The 17,577-nt window shown below is 68.1% G+C and carries 16 protein-coding genes; 11 read left to right on the top strand and 5 right to left on the bottom strand.

All coding sequences use genetic code 11. The features are described 5' to 3' along the window. Nucleotides 1-69 precede the first annotated feature (69 nt). Nucleotides 70-1,566 (top strand): amidohydrolase, encoded by a 1,497-nt coding sequence (locus tag FS787_RS11120; RefSeq protein WP_144672458.1) that lies wholly within the window; start codon nt 70-72, stop codon nt 1,564-1,566. A gap of 10 nt (nt 1,567-1,576) precedes the next feature. On the opposite strand, the gene FS787_RS11115 is transcribed toward FS787_RS11120, so the two are convergent. Beyond that, nucleotides 1,577-2,086 (bottom strand): hypothetical protein, encoded by a 510-nt coding sequence (locus tag FS787_RS11115; RefSeq protein ID WP_144672457.1) that lies wholly within the window; start codon nt 2,084-2,086, stop codon nt 1,577-1,579. Between the two features lie 99 nt (nt 2,087-2,185). Here FS787_RS11115 and FS787_RS11110 point away from each other — a divergent pair, with 99 nt between their 5' ends. After that, on the top strand, nt 2,186-3,652 hold the full coding sequence (locus FS787_RS11110) for an HNH endonuclease signature motif containing protein (protein ID WP_144672456.1): 1,467 nt from the start codon (nt 2,186-2,188) through the stop codon (nt 3,650-3,652). 23 nt (nt 3,653-3,675) lie between these two features. Here FS787_RS11110 and FS787_RS11105 read toward each other — a convergent pair whose 3' ends face one another. The 4 genes from FS787_RS11105 to FS787_RS11090 form a co-directional block, all read right to left on the bottom strand. Then, nucleotides 3,676-5,763, bottom strand: coding sequence for a beta-glucosidase (locus FS787_RS11105; protein ID WP_144672455.1), 2,088 nt, complete (start codon nt 5,761-5,763; stop codon nt 3,676-3,678). A gap of 542 nt (nt 5,764-6,305) precedes the next feature. Then, nucleotides 6,306-6,995 carry a hypothetical protein gene (locus tag FS787_RS11100; protein ID WP_186329163.1) on the bottom strand — a complete coding sequence of 230 codons (690 nt, stop codon included), beginning with the start codon at nt 6,993-6,995 and terminating at the stop codon, nt 6,306-6,308. Then, nucleotides 6,992-7,942, bottom strand: coding sequence for an ABC transporter ATP-binding protein (locus FS787_RS11095; RefSeq protein WP_260982505.1), 951 nt, complete (start codon nt 7,940-7,942; stop codon nt 6,992-6,994). The genes FS787_RS11100 and FS787_RS11095 overlap by 4 nt, the downstream gene beginning before the upstream one ends. Next, nucleotides 7,939-8,328, bottom strand: coding sequence for a GntR family transcriptional regulator (locus tag FS787_RS11090; protein WP_260982504.1), 390 nt, complete (start codon nt 8,326-8,328; stop codon nt 7,939-7,941). The genes FS787_RS11095 and FS787_RS11090 overlap by 4 nt, the downstream gene beginning before the upstream one ends. Before the next feature lie 207 nt (nt 8,329-8,535). On the opposite strand from FS787_RS11090, the gene FS787_RS11085 reads away from it, so the two are divergent. The 9 genes from FS787_RS11085 to FS787_RS11045 all read left to right on the top strand — a co-directional run bounded on the left by FS787_RS11085 (nt 8,536) and on the right by FS787_RS11045 (nt 17,547). Continuing rightward, nucleotides 8,536-9,153, top strand: a complete 618-nt coding sequence (locus FS787_RS11085) for a uracil-DNA glycosylase (RefSeq protein ID WP_056429157.1) — start codon at nt 8,536-8,538, stop codon at nt 9,151-9,153. A 259-nt stretch (nt 9,154-9,412) separates the two neighbouring features. Continuing rightward, nucleotides 9,413-10,156, top strand: coding sequence for a glucose 1-dehydrogenase (locus FS787_RS11080; protein WP_144672453.1), 744 nt, complete (start codon nt 9,413-9,415; stop codon nt 10,154-10,156). A 16-nt stretch (nt 10,157-10,172) separates the two neighbouring features. Beyond that, entirely contained in the window at nt 10,173-11,129 is a 957-nt protein-coding gene (locus FS787_RS11075) for an L-lactate dehydrogenase (RefSeq protein ID WP_144672452.1), read from the top strand. A gap of 193 nt (nt 11,130-11,322) precedes the next feature. Then, the gene (locus FS787_RS11070) at nt 11,323-11,874 is read left to right on the top strand and encodes a hypothetical protein (protein ID WP_144672451.1); all 552 of its coding nucleotides are present in this window, start codon (nt 11,323-11,325) and stop codon (nt 11,872-11,874) included. 122 nt (nt 11,875-11,996) lie between these two features. Then, nucleotides 11,997-12,599 carry a DUF305 domain-containing protein gene (locus FS787_RS11065; RefSeq protein ID WP_144672450.1) on the top strand — a complete coding sequence of 201 codons (603 nt, stop codon included), beginning with the start codon at nt 11,997-11,999 and terminating at the stop codon, nt 12,597-12,599. Nucleotides 12,600-12,691: 92 nt separating this feature from the next. After that, nucleotides 12,692-13,399: a FadR/GntR family transcriptional regulator gene (locus tag FS787_RS11060; protein ID WP_144672449.1), complete on the top strand. Its 708-nt coding sequence runs from the start codon at nt 12,692-12,694 to the stop codon at nt 13,397-13,399. 72 nt (nt 13,400-13,471) lie between these two features. Beyond that, on the top strand, nt 13,472-14,512 hold the full coding sequence (locus FS787_RS11055) for an asparaginase (RefSeq protein ID WP_144672448.1): 1,041 nt from the start codon (nt 13,472-13,474) through the stop codon (nt 14,510-14,512). Between the two features lie 8 nt (nt 14,513-14,520). Then, nucleotides 14,521-15,936, top strand: coding sequence for an aspartate ammonia-lyase (locus FS787_RS11050; protein ID WP_144672447.1), 1,416 nt, complete (start codon nt 14,521-14,523; stop codon nt 15,934-15,936). Between the two features lie 27 nt (nt 15,937-15,963). Further along, nucleotides 15,964-17,547 (top strand): amino acid permease, encoded by a 1,584-nt coding sequence (locus tag FS787_RS11045; RefSeq protein WP_186329162.1) that lies wholly within the window; start codon nt 15,964-15,966, stop codon nt 17,545-17,547. Nucleotides 17,548-17,577: the final 30 nt, after the last annotated feature.

Here is a 17,577-nt window from a genome sequence, read left to right as displayed (position 1 = left end):
GCGCGTCCGGATTGGCGCTGCGGCGCGTCCGGATTGGCGCTGCGCGCGCCGGCCCATAGCCTGTTTCGTATGCCTGAAAGACTTGCCCCCGCCGTAAATGACCTCGTGCTCGCGTCCGCGCGGCTCCCCGGCGGGACAGCGCTGTACGACGTGCACGTGGTCGACGGCGCGGTTTCGCAGCTGGCTCCCGCGGGGGACACGGGCAACCCCGCGGCGAGAGTGGTGGACCTGGACGGGCGTTACCTCATCCCGGGGCTGTGGGATGAACATGTCCACATGACGCAATGGGCCCTCGCCGCCAATCGGATCGACCTTTCCGGCGCCATCTCGGCGGGTGAGGCGGCCGACGTCGTGCGTTCCGCGCTGTCCGGCCGCGGGCATGAAGGGGACAACGCCGTGACGGCGGTAGGCGTGGGTTTCCGGGACGCTGTCTGGGCGGATGTTCCCAGCCTGGAGCTGCTCGACGGCGCCACCCGGGGCGTGCCGACGGCGCTGCTGAGCCATGATCTGCACTGCGTCTGGCTCAACAGCGCGGCGGCTTCCCGTTACGGTGTGGCGGTGGACTCCTCCGGGCTGTTGCGCGAGGAGCCGGCCTTTGAACTGACCCGTGAGCTGGGCAAACTGCCGGACGCAGTGGTGGATGCCTGGGTGCGGGAGTCCGCCGAAGCCGCGGCCGCACGCGGGATCGTGGGGATTGTCGATTTCGAAATGACGTGGAACCGGGACGTCTGGCTGCGCCGCATGGCAGGCGGTTTCGATGCCTTCAGGGTGGACGCCGGCGTCTATCCGCAGGACCTTGACCGGGCCATCGCGGCGGGGATGCGGACCGGTTTGGACGTGTCCGGCGGGGCAGGCCTGCTGCGCGTGGGTCCGCTCAAGGTGCTGATCGACGGCTCGCTGAACACCCGCACGGCATACTGCGTGGACCCGTATCCGCACGGCGGCCACGGACTGCTCACAGTGAGCGCGGCGGAACTGCTGGACCTGCTGGTCCGGGCCCGGGAATCCGGATTCGTCCCCGCCGTGCACGCGATCGGCGACGCCGCCAACGAGGTGGCCCTGGATGCATTCGCGGCCGCAGGGATCACGGGCCGGATTGAGCATGCCCAGTTTGTCCGCAGCCAGGACTTCGCGCGTTTCGGCGGACTGGGGCTGACGGCGAGCGTCCAGCCCGCCCACGCGCTGGATGACCGGGACGCCGCCGATTCCAACTGGGCCGGGCGCACGGACCGGGCATTCCCGCTGCGGTCGCTGCTCGCTGCCGGGGCCACCCTGGCGCTGGGGTCGGACGCGCCGGTGTCGGCGCTGGAGCCGTGGACCGCGATGTCGGCGGCCACCACCCGATCCCGGCCGGACGGCCGCGGGCCTTGGCACCCGGAGCAGGCCCTCACGCGGCAGGAGGCCCTGGCCGCGTCAACACGCGGGCGGGGCACAGTCCGGGCGGGCGATCCGGCGGATCTTGCGGTGCTCGACGTCGACCCGCTGGCGGTGTCCGACGCGGAGTTCGCGGCAATGCCGGTGGCCGCGACGCTGGTGGCCGGGCGGTTCACGTACGGCACTTTCTGAGTGGCTGCGGCTAGCTGCCCTTGACCCGCGCCCGGACCAGGTTGGCAAACGGGAGCCGGCCGTACTCCTCCGCGAACGCGGCGTGATATCCCGCTTCGGCTGCGCTGAGCTCCTCGGCGGGCAGCTCTTTCCACGCGATGATCAGGTTGCCGACGGCGGCGAGCTGCCAGATCAGCCGGCCGTCCCAGTGGCCGGGCGGTTTGCCCTTGCCGAAGTCGACGAATTCCTGGAGCTGACGGCGGAGCCCCCGGTTGCCCTTGCTGCCGGGCCCGGCCTTGCCCACGTACAGGACCTCTGCGCCGTCGATCCATTCGGCAGTGAGCGCGTCCACCTTCAGGGTGGGGTCCTTCTTCTTGAAAATGCCGGCCGTGCTCCTGGCCAGGAACTGCGGCCGGAAGCCTTCAGGCTGGAGCACCACGAAGATCCCGGGTTTCTGCGGGATCCGGTTGATCTCAAGATCCGTCAACTGCCGGAAGCCGGTGAACCCGTCCTGCTTCAGTGACTGTTTGTTGATGGGCATGGGTTCCTTGGATCGGGGCGCGGGCGGTCCTCCAACCTTACGGAAGCGCCGGTGCGGAGGTGGCCTTTAATTGTCGGTGGTGCCCGATAGCGTGTATTCATGAACGGCAAGCAGGGGCCCGACGCATTTGAACCGGCAGGCGCAGTTGAGCCGGCAGGCGTGTCGGTTGCAGCGGGGGTGGCCCGGGCGCTGGCGGCTGTCCGGCCCGCCCGGGACAGTGCCGGACTGATCAGCGAGATCCGTGAGCTGGAAGACGCGAAATCCGCCCTGGCTGCCCGTCAGGCCCGGCTGACGGTCGCGTTCGATCTGCTCCAGCGCCGTGAACAGGCCGACGCCGGGGTGCCCGCGGCGCAGCTCGGGGCCGGGGTCGGCGCGCAGATCGCCTTGGCCCGGCGTGAATCCCCCGCCAAGGGCGGCCGGCTCCTGGGCCTGGCGAAAGCCCTGGTCACCGAAATGCCCCACGCCCTGGCTGCGCTGGAGGCCGGGCAGCTCAACGAATGGCGCGCCACCCAATTGGTGAAGGAGACCGCGGGCCTGACCGCGGAGGACCGCACCGCCGTCGACGAAGAGCTCGCCGCCGACACCGGAGCGTTCGACGGCGCCGGAGACCGCGCCATCATCGCCGCGGCCCGGGCCGCGGCCTACCGCCGGGACCCACGCACCGTCACCCAGCGGGCCAGCCACGCCGCCACCGACCGGCACGTCAGCATCCGCCCGGCCCCGGACACCATGTGCTACCTCACCGCCCTGCTCCCCGCCGGCCAGGGCGTCGCGATGTACGCCGCCCTGACCCGGCACGCCGACACCCTCCACAACAACGGGGACCCCCGCACCCGCGGCCAACTCATGACCGACACCCTCGTCGAACGCACCACCGGCACCCCCGGCGGGATCACCGGCATCGAACTCCAACTCGTCATGACCGACCGCACCCTCCTCCAAAGCGACAGCGAACCCGCCCGCCTCCCCGGCTACGGCATCGTCCCCGCCACCTGGGCCCGGGACCTCCTCCAACATGGAGCGGCCGGGGACACTGACACCGACGGGGATGAAGCCTTCAACGTCTGGCTCCGCCGGCTCTACACCGCTCCCGGCACCGGCGAACTCACCGCCCTGGACTCCCGAGCCCGGCCCTTCCCGCCCGGACTGCGCCGCCTCATCCAAGCCCGCGACGACACCTGCCGCACCCCATACTGCGACGCCCCGATCCGCCACCTCGACCACATCATCCCCTGGCACCGCGGCGGACCCACCACCCAAGCCAACGGCGCCGGACTCTGCGAAGCCTGCAACCACACCAAAGAAACCCCCGGCTGGAGAGTCCGGCCCCGGCAAGGCCCCAGACACACCCTCGAAGTCCAAACCCCCACCGGCCACACCTACCACTCCACCGCACCCCCACTGCCCGGCACCCAACTGACCGGGCCGCCACCGCTGCCCAACACAGCCGGACCGGCCACCGACACCGACCACCACCGCCGCAAACTCCGACACCGCGCCAAGTCGCTCACACTTCGCAGATGTGGGGCACGGAAACTTGGGTCAAAAACGCCGGCAGCGGCTTGAACCCTCCTGATTCGGTCGCCTGGCTAGCGCCCGAACCACGACTCGGCGAGTAACACGTCAGCTTCCAATGCGGAGTCGCCGGCCGCGTGCCCGAGCGCCACGCGGTAGCTGCCACCGGCGGTGTGCCACTGCCCGCGATCGGTGTCATAGGTTGCCAGCAGCCGCGGGTCAACATCCAGGGAAACGGTCCGTGATTCGCCGACGTCGAGATCCACGCGTTCAAAGCCGAGCAGCCGCATGCGGGTGCCGGCAGGATCGTCTAGCAGGTAGAGCTGGGGGACATCGGCCCCGCGGCGCGGCCCACTATTGGTGACAGTGAATTTCGCCCGCACCCCGCCCCCGTCCGACACTGTCAGTCCCGCATAGTCGAACCGGGTGTAGCTGAGCCCATGGCCGAAGGGGAACAGCGGCCGCTGTCCGGTTCTGGCGAACCAACGGTAGCCGACGTCGGATCCTTCGTTGTAGTGGATGGTCGTCGGCGTCCCCCACGGCGTGCCGAGGCCCGGCAGCTCCGGCCGCGGAGTCTGGTCCAGGCCCGCGGGGAAGGTCAGCGGGAGTTTCCCGGAAGGATTGGTGACGCCGGTGAGGATCTCGGCGATCGCCTGCCCGCCGCACTGGCCGGGGTACCAGGCCGCCAGGACGGCCCGGACCTTCCCGAGCCACGGCATCGCCACGGGGTTGCCGGTTTCGAGGACGACGACGGTGGCCGGGTTGGCGTCCGCGACGGCTTCAATCACGGCGTCCTGCCCCCACGGCAGGGACAGGTCAGCGTTGTCGTAGCCTTCGCCCTCCACCCGGATGCCGAAGACGACGGCGACGTCGGAACGGCGGGCCAGCAGCGCCGCCTCGGCGGGGCTCATTCCGGGATCGTATTCGATCGCGGCGCCGGGCAACAGCTTCTGCAGTTCCGCCAGCGGCGAGGAGGGAAGCAGGTACAGGTTCCGCATGCTGCCCATGATGCCGGGGCCGCCGATGGTGTGGCTTTCGGCGTAGCCGCCGGGCGGCACCACCGCACTGGACCCGGCACCGATCGGTACGCCCAGCTGGGCATGTCCCCCGATGACCGCGATCTTGAGCGGCCCGCCGCTGGCGGACAGCGCGTCCAGCGGGAGGACGCCGTCGTTTTTGAGCAGCACAATCCCCTGCCGCGCCGTCTCCAGGGCGATCTCCGCGTGAGCGGCAAGGTCGACGTCGGGAGTTTCCTCCCATCGGTCGATTCCGACGTCGAACACGGCGTAGAGGATGCGCTGCACCATCTCGGACAGCCTTTCCTTCGGGAAGTCACCCGCCGCGTAGGCCTCGCGAAGCGATCCGGTGAACGCTTCCTGCCCCCACATCATCACGTCGATCTGCACGCCGGATTCCTGGTCCTGGCCGCGCAGCGCGAAGTCCCAGCTGGGCGTCGCGCCCCAGTCGGACATCACCCAGCCCGGGAAGCCCCACGCGCCTTTCAGGATGCCCTGAAGCAGCGTCTCGTTGCCGCCGGCGTAAGTGCCGTTGACCTTGTTGTAGCCGGTCATGACCGAGCCGGGACCGGCGCGCTCGATGGCGATCTCGAACGCGAGAAGATCGGACTCGCGGTGCGCGGCGGGGTCGATGATCGCATCCAGCCAGTGCCGGTTGGTTTCATTGCAGTTCAGCGAAAAGTGCTTGACCGTGGAGATGACCTGCTCGCCCTGGATGCCCCTCACCGATTCCGCGCCGAGGACGCCGGTAAGCCAGGGGTCCTCGGACAGGTACTCAAAGTTCCGGCCGTTGCGCGGATCGCGGTGCAGGTTGAGGCCGCCGGCCAGCTGAACGTTGAGGCCTTTGCTGCGGGCCTCCCTGCCCACCATTTGCCCGGATCGGCGGGCGAGTTCCGGGTTGAAGCTGGCCCCGAGGGCAATCGATGCAGGGAGGGCCGTGGCGGTGTCGCCCTCCCGGTAGCCCGGGTTGGTGACGCCTAGGCTTGCGTCGCTCATAAGCAAGGCGGGGATGCCCAGCCGCGGGACCCCGGGGGTGTAGCCGGCGCTCATCGGGACATCCTCAGGGATGCGCGGGTCCTTGTCCGTGAGCGTCGCGTTGGTGCCCATGACGCTGATGAGGAGTGAGAAGCGCTCCTCATCAGTCATCCGCGCCTCCACCTCCCGGGCCCGTTCCATCGCTTCTGGGTTCACACTTGCCTGCCTTAGGGGTCAGCCCGCGGGCATTTTGGCGCCGCGCCGGGTTGGGGACCTGCGGTTTTGGGTTCCATCATGCCTTTGGCGGCGGGGAGGGGCCAGAGGTTCGCCGGATCCTAGGTGGGGTCGGGCGGAATCCGCTCGGATTCACGTCCGACGGCGGTCACGGCAATGAAGACATCGGGAAGCCGGCGGCTAAAGCACGGCTTCCAAGGTCGACGGGGCGCCCTGGATTCCGGGCGGCTTCGTCAAGTACTTCCCCTTAAACACAAGGCCTGCAGGTACCTTCGCGATCTCGCTATGAGCTGGCTCGGACATTTTCACGTCCAGAACGACCCGGCTTAATCAGATGGTTACCTGCAGGCGCTTTAAGCCTACGCCCGGTCCGCGGACATGGGTAGGGCAAAGGCCCCGGTTTCCGGTGCCTTTGCCCTCCACGGCGCTTGCCCGCCACGACCCCGCTGCACTCGGGCAGCGCTTCAGGGTGAGGCGCTTCAGGGTGTTGCCCGGCGCAGCGTCAGGTAGGAGCCCACTCCGAGCACCGCGCAGAAGAGCGCGGTCCAGCCGCTGACGCTCAGCGGCGTCTGGGCTGCAAACCATGCCCCGATCTGCGGCCACCACCCCTGCCATCCGGCGAGTGCCATCAGGCCGACCAGCGCCACCGCGATGAGGATCCAGACCACCAGCATTCCGGTGGCCCGCCACCTCTTGTAAACGGTGGCGAACCAGAACCCGGTCATGTACAGGGCCAGCATCACAAGGAAGTTGAACATGATCTGGACGGCCGCCGGGCTGTCCGCCGCCCAGCCCAGGAAGTACAGCTGACCGTTCAGGCCCCAGCCGTTGGTGGCTACCTCGATACGTCCCAGCACGAAGTAGAGCAGGCTGACCGCCAGGGCAACGACGGCGAAAAGCCCGGTGGTCCCGATGTAGAAGGTGCGCCGGCTGACGCTCATGGCCTGCGAGAACGGGAAGGTGTAGGTCAGGGACTGGATCCCCAGGGCCAGGAAGTACCAGACCACCGCCTGCGATGCGCCGGAGTAGCGGGTTTCCACGTTGTTCGGAACCATGAGCCAGATGGCATACGTGAGGGCAAAACTGGCGGCAATGATGAGCGCGGGGATGCCCAGGAAGGTCCACTTGTTGATCAGCTGCATGCGGGCAACACTCACGGCGCGGTTCATGGCGCCACCTCCAGTTCTGATGGATCCGTTGCGGTGCGGGGATCGACGCCGGCTCCCCCGGCCGGGGCTGCCATCGTCTTCCGGACCACCAGCTGCTGCAGGGATACCGGGGCGATTTCCAGCCCGAGTTCCGCGGCCCGGGCACGGTCCGCGGTGCCGAGCCGCGCCTCAATGGTGACGGACGTCAGGGATCCCAGCCGCTCCCGGTGCAGGATCGGCAGGCCGGCGGTGAAATCAGTGACTTTCGAGTCCTCGCCGGTGACGGTGGCAGCGGAACCGCGGATGTTCTCGGCGTCGTCGTCCAGGATGATGCGTCCGTTATCGATCAGGAGGACGTGTTCGAGCAGATTGGCCACCTCGTCGATGAGGTGCGAGGAGAGGATGATGGTCCGCGGGTGGAGGGAGTAGTCCTCGACGAGCCGGTCGTAGAAGATCTGCCGGGCGACGGCGTCGAGCCCCAGGTACGGCTCATCGAAAAAGGTGAGCTCGGCGCGTGCGGCGAGCCCGATGATCACGCCGACGGCGGACAGCTGACCGCGCGAGAGCTTCTTGATGCGGCGTTTGAGCGGCAGCGCGAACTCCTCGGCGAGGCGGTCGGCGAAGTCCTGGTCCCAGTTCCGGAAGAACAACGCCGCCGACTTGAAGGCCTGGGCGGGCGAGAAATCCTCCGGATACTTCTGGGATTCGCGGATGAAGCACATCCGGGAGAGGACGGCGTCGTTTTCGTAGGGGTGCTGGCCGAAGACCTTGACGTCGCCGGACGTTTCCGGATCCTGGGCCGTGAGGATGGACATCAGGGTGGTTTTGCCGGCGCCGTTGCGGCCCAACAGCCCGTAGATCCTGCCGCCGTCGATGCGGAGGGTCACTCCGTCCACTGCTTTTGTGTCCTTGTAGCGTTTGGTGACGTTGTTCAGTTCGATCACCGGCGGCTGCGTTGGCGTATTCACCGTCCCGCGCTCCTTTCCGTTAGTACGGGATCTGAATTGCTGCGGTTGATCATGTCGGTCAGCGCATCAACGCTGATGCCGAGCCTGCGCGCCTCCCGGGTGAGCGGTTGGACGAAGTCGTGGAAGAACTCCTCCCGCCGCCGCTCCAGCAACCGGGTCCGCGCTCCGGTGGCAACAAACATGCCTATCCCCCTTTTCTTGTACAGAATTCCCTCATCGACGAGCTTGTTAATCCCTTTGGCCGCGGTGGCGGGATTGATCCGGTAGAACGCGGCGAATTCATTGGTGGACGGCGCCTGGGCCTCTTCCGCGAGGGCGCCGGCAACGATGTCGCCTTCGATCAGTTCGGCGATCTGGAGGAAGATCGGACGTGAGTCGTCAAGCACTGCCGACCGTCCTTTCACGGAGCCTCGGAAGACTCGGTCTGTTGGTTCATTACTCATGTAGCTAACCACAGAGGCGTGATCTGCGCAAGGGTTGAGGGAACTGCCCGTAAACACTGTCGTTCGGCACCACAAAAACGGCGCCCGGCGCGGAAGCGTAGAGTGGAAGGCGACGCCTGATTCTGGACGCCAAGTGCTGAGGGAGAAATCGTGACGATTGACTGGGACGAAAAGAAGACCCTGCTGCAGGAACCGAACATCGCCGCCGTAACGCAGCTTTGCGACGAACTGATGGAAAAGAAGCCGGGGTCGGTCGTCCCGTACATCGATCCTGTCCATGACGAGGACGAGTGCCGGATCGTCAGCCTCCACATAGCACCGGGCAAGGGCACCGAATCGGGCTTTGTCTCCCACTTCAACGATGACGAGGCCGCCCGCCGCGCCACCTCCATCTACGAGGCCGTCGAGCTGGACCCGCGCTACGTCATGCCGTGGAACGCCTACCCGTGGGTCCGCGACCCCGAGCTCCCTTCCGCGCTGAACGTCCAGGAGAAGACCGACGGCCTGCGGCCCTTCCGCCAGTTCCTCAAGATCAACAAGCGCGTCTCCGCAGTCATCGCCCACGGCGCCGACGCCCACGCCTTCCTGACGCTGTTCGAGAAGACGTACCACTCCTCGCTGAAGAACCGCGGCGTCAAGATCTACAAGGCCACGGCCCTTGGCGGCCGCGCCTTTGCCGTCTCCGCCGCCAAGCAGGAGGAACTCCTGAGCAAGAACGTCGAGGTGTACCGCGACGCCATGCAGCGGGCAGGCATCCAGCACCTCTGATCAGGCACCCGATCCGGCACCGTTGATCTGGCACCACCGGTCTGGCACCACTGATCTAACACTGCCGGGACGGCACGACGGCGGCCGCCCGCCGCCCGTCTCTGCCGCCCGGTCCATCGTCGTCTGTTTCCACCGTCCGGCAGCCCGGCGCGCGTAGGGTCCAACGGCCCTGCCCAAGCCGGACGGTCCTTGGTGAGCTTGAAGCGGAGCCCGGACGGCCACGTCCCTGGGGTGGCTCGCTCCCGAAAAGGACTCAGCGATGGGACGGTTGGACGGCAAAGTGGCCCTTGTCAGCGGCGGCGCCCGGGGGATCGGCGCGGCCATCGCCCGGCGGTTCCTCGACGAAGGCGCGAAAGTCGTGGCTGGCGATGTCCTGGACGAGGACGGGAGGCAGTTGGCCACCGACCTCGGGGACGGCGTCCGCTATGTCCACCTGGACGTGACACAGCCGGCGGACTGGGAAGCGGCGGTGAACGAGGCCGTGGCCGCCTTCGGCAGCCTCAGTATTCTGGTCAACAACGCCGGCATTGTGAACTTCGGCCGGATCGACGAGTACTCGCACGGGGACTGGGCCCGGATCATCGATGTTAACCTGACCGGCGTCTTCAACGGCATCAAGGCTGGGGCGCCGGCCTTGGCGCGCGCCGGCGCCGCGTCCATCATCAACATCTCCTCGATCGCGGGAATCCGCGGCTACGAGTCCCTGGCCGGTTATACGGCGTCGAAGTTCGGCGTCCGGGGCCTGACCAAGGCCGCTGCCCTGGACCTCGGCGGGTCCGGAATCCGCGTGAACTCGGTGCACCCCGGCGTCATCGAAACACCCATGACCGCGGGCATGACCTTCGACACTGGACATGTCCCCCTGCACCGGACCGGCCAGCCGACGGAGATCGCGGACCTGGCGGTGTACCTGGCAGCCGATGAGTCCTCGTTCGTCACGGGCGCCGAGTTCGTGATCGACGGCGGCGAGACGGCCGGCACCGTGGCGCCACCCTCCACCTGAACGAAAGCAGAAGCCCATGTCCCAGAATCCCGGTTCCAAACTGGCGATTGTCGGCGCCGGCAGCGTGGGCACGTCCCTGGCCTACGCCGCCCTGATCCGCGGCTCCGCCAGCAACGTGGCCCTCTTCGACGTCAACGCCACCAAGGCCGAAGCCGAAGTGCTTGACCTCGCGCACGGCACCCAGTTCGCCGCCGCCGCGTCGACCGTCACCGGCGGCGGGGACATCACCGCGACGGAAGGGGCCGACGTCGTTGTTATCACCGCCGGGGCCAAACAGGCGCCGGGCCAGACGCGCCTGGACCTGGCCGGGACCAACGTCCGGATCCTCGAGCAGCTCATGCCGCAACTCCTCACGCACGCCCCCGACGCCGTATACGTCCTGGTGACCAATCCCTGCGACGTGTTGACCGTCGCGGCGCAGAAGATCTCCGGCCTGCCGTCGTCGCGCATCTTCTCCTCCGGCACGGTGCTCGATACGTCACGGCTGCGCTGGGTGCTGGCGCACAAGGCCGGAGTCTCCCTGACCAGCGTGCATGCGAGCATGGTGGGCGAGCACGGCGACACCGAGTTCCCCATCTGGTCCGGCGCCACGATCGGTCCGGTCCCGATCCGCCAGTGGACGGTCGACGGTGAACGTGTCTTTACGCCCGAGTACCTCGCCGACACCGCGCGGGAAGTGACGCACGCGGCGTACAAGGTGATCGCTGGCAAGGGCGCGACGAACTACGCCATCGGACTCTCCGGAGCCCGCATCGTGGAGGCCCTGCTGCGCTCGGAGAACGCCGTCCTTCCCGTCTCCACCGTGCTGGACGGTCAGTACGGAATCTCCGGGGTGGCGCTGTCCCTGCCCAGTGTCGTGGGGAACGGCGGTGTCCGTTCGGTGCTGGACACGCCCATGGACGACGGCGAACTGGCCTCCCTGCACCACTCCGCCGAGACGCTGCGGCAGAGCCTGGCGACCCTGGGAATCTGACGCCGGGAATCCGACGCCGGGAATCCAACCCCGGCGAGCTGACGGGGGCTGCGGCGGCGCGGGCCTCCAGGTGCGGCATGGCCGCGGCCGGACCCCAATGGCGGGAACAGTGGACGGAACCGAATGGGCGGCGCCGGCGTTGGACACCGGTAGCCTAGTGACCACCAAGCCGGCCCCGGAGAGGAGAACCGCCATGCCCGCCGCCACCCCGGCCCGAGCCACGGCCTGGCTCCGCCAGGCCGTGCTGCTGGCCGCACTCCTCGCCGTCATCGCGGGCTTCCTCGGCATGCACATCCTCTCGGGGCCCCACGGGATGCACTCCCAGGCGCCGCCTGCGGGCGCCACCGGAGACACCGCGGCGGAACACCCCGCGGCACCGGCCCACGTCACACACTCCAGCCACGACACGCACTCCAGCCACCAAGCCGGCTCACCGCCTGAGGCTGGCCCTGAGGCCGACTCACCGGCTCCGCCGCCAATCGCTGACGTGATCCCCGCGTCGGTGACCGCGGGAGGAACCGGGGTGCCGCCGTCGTGCGTCTGCCAGGGCGGCTGCGCCGAGAAGCCTGCGATGCACGTCGGCTGCACGCCCTCCCCGGCGGGCGCCACCTTGAGCGCACCGCAGCCCGGCGCCGCCCTGCCGGCGGCCCGGCCGTGGACCGCGGGGCGGGCGGACCACCCGTCCGGCTATGCCTACCGGCCCGCGACGCCATCCCCCAGCGATTTATCCATCAGTCGCACGTAAGGCAGGGCTGCGCCGTGACACCGCCGGCCCACCCCTGCCACCCGCGCCCGGCAGCCACACCCTGGCTGCTGCGTGCCCGCCACCCGGCTAGTCCGCCGGATCCACGAAAGACACGATCTGCCATGAAGAAAACCCTCACGATTTCCGCCGCGGCCATGGCCGCCATGATTGCACTCTCCGGCTGCTCCGCGGGCGGCAGCAGCCCCGGAAGCAGCATGCCCGGCATGGACCACAGCACGGGCAGTGCCATGCCGGGCTCGAGCGCCGCCGCGGACCACAACGGCTCGGACACGATGTTCGCCCAGGCCATGATCCCGCATCACGCCCAGGCCGTGGAGATGAGCGACATCATCCTGAAGAAGCAGGGCATCGACGCCCGGATCACCGCGCTGGCCACGAAGATCAAGGCCGGCCAGGCGCCCGAGATCGACAAGATGACCGGCTGGCTCGGGGACTGGGACGAACCCACCCAGGCGCCCGGCGGCCACTCGATGACCGGCATGATGAGCGGCGATGACCTCACAAAGCTCGACGCCGCCCAGGGCACCGACGCAGCGAAGCTCTTCCTCAGCCAGATGATCGCGCACCACGAAGGCGCCGTCGAGATGGCGAACGCCGAGGTCCGCTCCGGCAAGAACGCCGAAGCCGTCCAGCTGGCCAAGGACATCGCGGCCTCCCAGACGGGCGAGATCAAGGAAATGAAGGACCTGCTCGCCCTGCTGTAGGCGGAGATCGAAGCTCTCTGTGACGGCGGCCTCCGGCCCTTAGGCCGCCGTCACAGTTGACACCCCGGTGTGACCTCTGCCATATTTCAAGCATGAACCTGTCAGACAGCCGGACAGCAGGACAGCCACTGGCCCGCCTTAGCGCAGCCGAAGCGGTCTTTAATGTCCTCCGCTCCGAAATCGAATCCGGCAAGCTCGTCGTCGGCGCCAAGCTGAGCTCCGAGGCCACGCTTGCCCAGCAGTACGGAGTGAGCCGCTCTGTGGTCCGCGAGGCCTTGCGTTCCTGCACCGCATTGGGACTGACCGTCACCAGGACCGGGCGGGGCACGTTCGTCGTCGCCGACCACGTGGCCAAGGACCTGGTCCTTGGCCAATACTCGGCACGCGACCTCACCGAGGCGCGTCCCCACATCGAGGTTCCTGCCGCCGCGCTGGCGGCAGAACGCCGTTCGCCCGAGGAACTGGACACCATGCGGGACATCGTTGCCGCGATGACCGCCGAGGACGACCCCGAAGTGTGGGTGGGCCTGGACTCGAGCTTCCACGCGTTGATCGCCAGGGCCAGCCGGAACAAGGTCTTCGAAAATGTTGTCTCCGACATCCGGGAGGCCCTTGCCCACCAGTCCGAGACCCTGAACATGGTGACGGACCGGCGGCACGCGTCCAACGAGGAGCACCGGCGCATCCTGGCCGCCATCGAGGCCGGCGACGCTGCAACGGCGGGCATCGCCATGAGCCAGCACCTGCATGCTGTTGGCGTTGCCCTCGATTCGATTCTCCACGCCGCCGAAGGCGCCTGACCCCTGCGCCAGGAAGTGCAGATTCAGCAGCGGCTTGACCAGCGACAACCAACACCACCGCCAAAGGACGTAATGTTTTCTCCTGCCACCGCGCACATCCCGACTCCGCTGGCTCCGGAGAGGCTCCCGGAGCACGTTCCGCTTGCGGTCCAGACCCGCGACGGCCTGGTCGAGAGCGTCCACTGCGGCTCGGTAATCGCCATCGCGGCGGACGGCCGGGCCCTCCTGACCGCCGGCGAGCCCCTCGCCCCGTTTTACCCGCGATCTGCCCTCAAGCCCCTGCAGGCCGTCGCCATGGTCCGCGCCGGCCTGGAACTCCCGGACGAACTCCTCGCCCTCGCATCCGCCAGCCACTCCGGGGCCGCCGCCCACCGCGACGGCGCGCTGCGCATCCTGGACATGCATGGGCTGACCCCTGCCGACCTCGAGAACAGCACCGACCTCCCTTACGGCTTCCGCGAGCGGGAGGAATGGGTCGGCGGCGGCAGGAAGGCCACCCGGCTGGCGCAGAACTGCTCCGGAAAGCACGCGGCCATGGCAGCCACCTGCGTCGTCAACGGCTGGCGGGTCCCGGGATACATGGACCCGGCGCACCCGCTCCAGCAGCTCGTGGCCCGGACCGTCGCGGACCTCACCGGCGAGGAACCGGAGCGCACGTCCACTGACGGCTGTGGCACCCCGCTCTTCGCCCTTACCCTGCGAGGCATGGCCCGGGCCTTCGGCAGGCTGGCCTCGGCAACGGGATCCGGCAGCGCGGAAGCCGCGGTCGCCGGAGCCATGCGCCGCCACCCCGGGATGGCGGCGGGCGAGGACCGTGATGTCACCGCACTGATGCGCCTGGTGCCCGGACTCCTGGCCAAGGACGGCTTCGAAGGCGTCCAGCTGGTGGGACTGCCGGACGGCCGTGCCGTCGCCGTGAAGATCTCCGACGGCGGAGACCGCGCCCGGATGCCCGTCACGGTGCACCTGCTGGCCGCTCTCGACGTCGATACGTCTCCCTTGGCGGGCATTGCCGCGGCACCCGTGCTCGGCGGCGGCCGGCCCGTCGGGCTGCTGCAAGCCGTCGATTTCCTCGCTTCGCCCGAAACCGCCAACTCCCCCGACGCCCTGTAAGGACCGCCATGACATCCCTCGACGAACGTTCAGACTTCCGCTCCGAACACGACCTCCTGGGCGACCGGGACATCCCCGCCGACGCCTACTGGGGTGTCCACACCCTCCGGGCCGTGGAGAACTTCCCCATCACCGGCCAGCCGCTCGCCTCCAACATGTACCTGGTCCGCGGGCTGGCAGCCGTCAAACTGGCCGCCGCCCGCACCAACCACGAGCTCGGGCTGCTCGACGCCGGGCGCGCCGGTGCCATCGAGGAGGCCTGCGCCGACGTCATGAACGGCAAGCTCAGCGAGCAGTTCGTGGTGGACGTCATCCAGGGCGGTGCCGGGACGTCATCGAACATGAACGCCAACGAGGTCATCGCCAACCGCGCCCTGGAAATTCTCGGCCACCCGAAGAGCGACTACGCGCGGCTGCACCCCAACGACCACGTCAACCTCAGCCAGTCCACCAACGACGTTTACCCCACCGCGGTCAAGCTCGGCACGATCTTCGCCGCCCGGGAACTGCTCGATGCCCTCACCGAGCTCGAAGACGCCTTCGCGGCCAAAGCCCTCGAATTCCGCACGGTGGTGAAGATGGGCCGCACCCAGCTGCAGGACGCCGTCCCCATGACCCTCGGCCAGGAATTCGGTACCTACGCCGTCACGATCGGCGAGGACCGGCTCCGCCTGGCCGAAGCCGACCTGCTGATCCACGAAATCAACCTGGGCGCCACTGCGATCGGCACCGGGCTCAACGCACCGGCAGGGTACGCCGCGGCCGCCTGCCGGCACCTGGCCGAAATCACGGGCCTGCCGCTCGTCACGGCGGTGGACCTGATCGAGGCCACCCAGGACGTCGGCGCCTTCGTGCACCTCTCCGGCGTGCTCAAGCGGGTCGCCGTGAAACTGTCAAAGATCTGCAACGACCTCCGGCTGCTCTCCTCCGGCCCGCGCGCCGGCTTCGGCGAAATCAACCTCCCCGCCGTGCAGTCCGGTTCCTCGATCATGCCGGGCAAGATCAACCCCGTCATCCCCGAAGTGGTCAGCCAAGTGGCCTATGAGGTGATCGGCAACGACGTCACCATCACCATGGCGGCCGAAGCCGGGCAGCTCCAGCTCAACGCCTTCGAACCCATCATCGTCCACAGCCTCCACAAGAGCATCTCCCACCTGGAAGCCGCCTGCCGCACCCTTACGGCCCGCTGCGTCCGCGGCATCACCGCCAACACCGAACACCTCCGCCTCACGGTGGAACAGTCGATCGGCCTCGTCACCGCACTCAACCCGCACCTGGGCTACGCCACGGCCACGGCCATCGCACAGGAAGCCCTCGCCACCGGCAAGGGCGTCGCGGAACTCGTACTCGAACACGGGCTGCTCACCGCCGAGCAACTCACCGACCTCCTCAGCCCGCAGCGCCTGGCCAACCTGAGCAAATAGCGCACCCTCGAACCCCGAAGGACCCTCATGACTTATCCCGAAACTGCCCGCGCCCAAAAACAGACGGCCCAGCAGCAGCCTGCCATCTCCGACCACACCATTCCCGCGCATGCCCATGCCTCCGAGGCAGCGCTCCACGCCGAGGACCAGGGCTACCACAAGGGCCTGAAACCCCGGCAGGTGCAGATGATCGCGATCGGCGGCGCCATCGGCACCGGCCTGTTCATGGGCGCGGGCGGCCGCCTCGCCACTGCCGGACCCGCCCTCATCATCAGCTATGCAGTCTGCGGGTTCTTCGCCTTCATGATCCTGCGCGCCCTCGGCGAACTCGTCATGCACCGGCCGTCGTCGGGCTCGTTCGTCTCTTATGCCCGCGAATTCTTCGGCGAGAAGGCCGCGTTCGTCACCGGCTGGCTGTACTGGCTGAACTGGGCCATGACGGCGATCGTGGACATCACCGCCGTCGCGCTGTACATGAACTTCTTCAAGAAGTACTGGGCGCCGATCGCGGACGTACCGCAGTGGGCTTGGGCCCTGGCCGCCCTGATCCTGGTCCTGGGCCTCAACCTCATCAGCGTCAAGGTGTTCGGCGAGCTCGAATTCTGGTTCGCGCTGATCAAGGTGGTGGCGCTCGTGTCCTTCCTGCTCATCGGCACCTACTTCGTCATCTTCGGCACCCCCGTCGCAGGCCAGGAGGTCGGCTTCAGCCTCATCGCGGACAACGGCGGCATGTTCCCCAACGGTCTGTTGCCCGCAGTCGTGGTGATGCAGGGCGTCGTGTTCGCCTACGCCTCGATCGAGCTGATCGGCACCGCCGCCGGCGAGACGGAAAACCCGGAAAAGATCATGCCGCGGGCCATCAACACAGTGATCGTCCGTATCGCGGTGTTCTACGTCGGCTCGCTGGTACTGCTCTCGCTGCTTTTGCCCTATAACGCCTACAAGGCCGGCGAAAGCCCCTTCGTGACGTTCTTCGGCTCCATCGGCGTCGACGGTGTGGACGCCATCATGAACCTTGTGGTCCTGACCGCGGCCCTGTCCTCGCTCAACGCCGGCCTCTACTCCACCGGCCGGATCATGCGGTCGATGTCCGTTGCTGGTTCTGCGCCGAAATTCGCCGGACGAATGAACAAGTCCGGTGTCCCCTACGGCGGCATCGCCCTTACCGCCGTTGTGGCGGTCCTGGGGGTCATCCTGAACGCCCTGGTCCCGGCCGAGGCCTTCGAGATCGTCCTGAACGTCGCATCGCTGGGCATCATCTGTACCTGGGCCATGATCGTCCTGTGCCAGATGCAGCTTGCCCGGCTCGCAGCCCGCGGGGAACTGCTCCGGCCCGCCTTCCGGATGCCCGGCGCCCCCGTCACGGGCTGGGTCACGCTGGCCTTCCTCCTGGCGGTACTGATCCTCATGGCATTCGACTCGCCGGTGGGAACGTGGACCATCGCGTCCATCGTGGTCATCGTTCCGCTCCTGATGCTCGGCTGGCGCCTCAGCCGGCACCGCATCCTGGAAATTGCCGCGGTCCGCGACGGTTTCACCGGCCCGTATCCGCTCGTGGCCGCCCGTCCCGCGCGCGGCATGGACGGGTCCGCCGACGGAGATTCGGAGTAGTCTTCCGGCGTTCCGCCTCCCCGTAACGCA

This window comes from Arthrobacter sp. U41 (genome assembly GCF_007679325.1).
Taxonomy (GTDB): domain Bacteria; phylum Actinomycetota; class Actinomycetes; order Actinomycetales; family Micrococcaceae; genus Arthrobacter.
The sequence above is the reverse complement of the archived record's forward strand: the minus strand, read 5'-3'. Positions and strand labels throughout refer to the sequence as shown.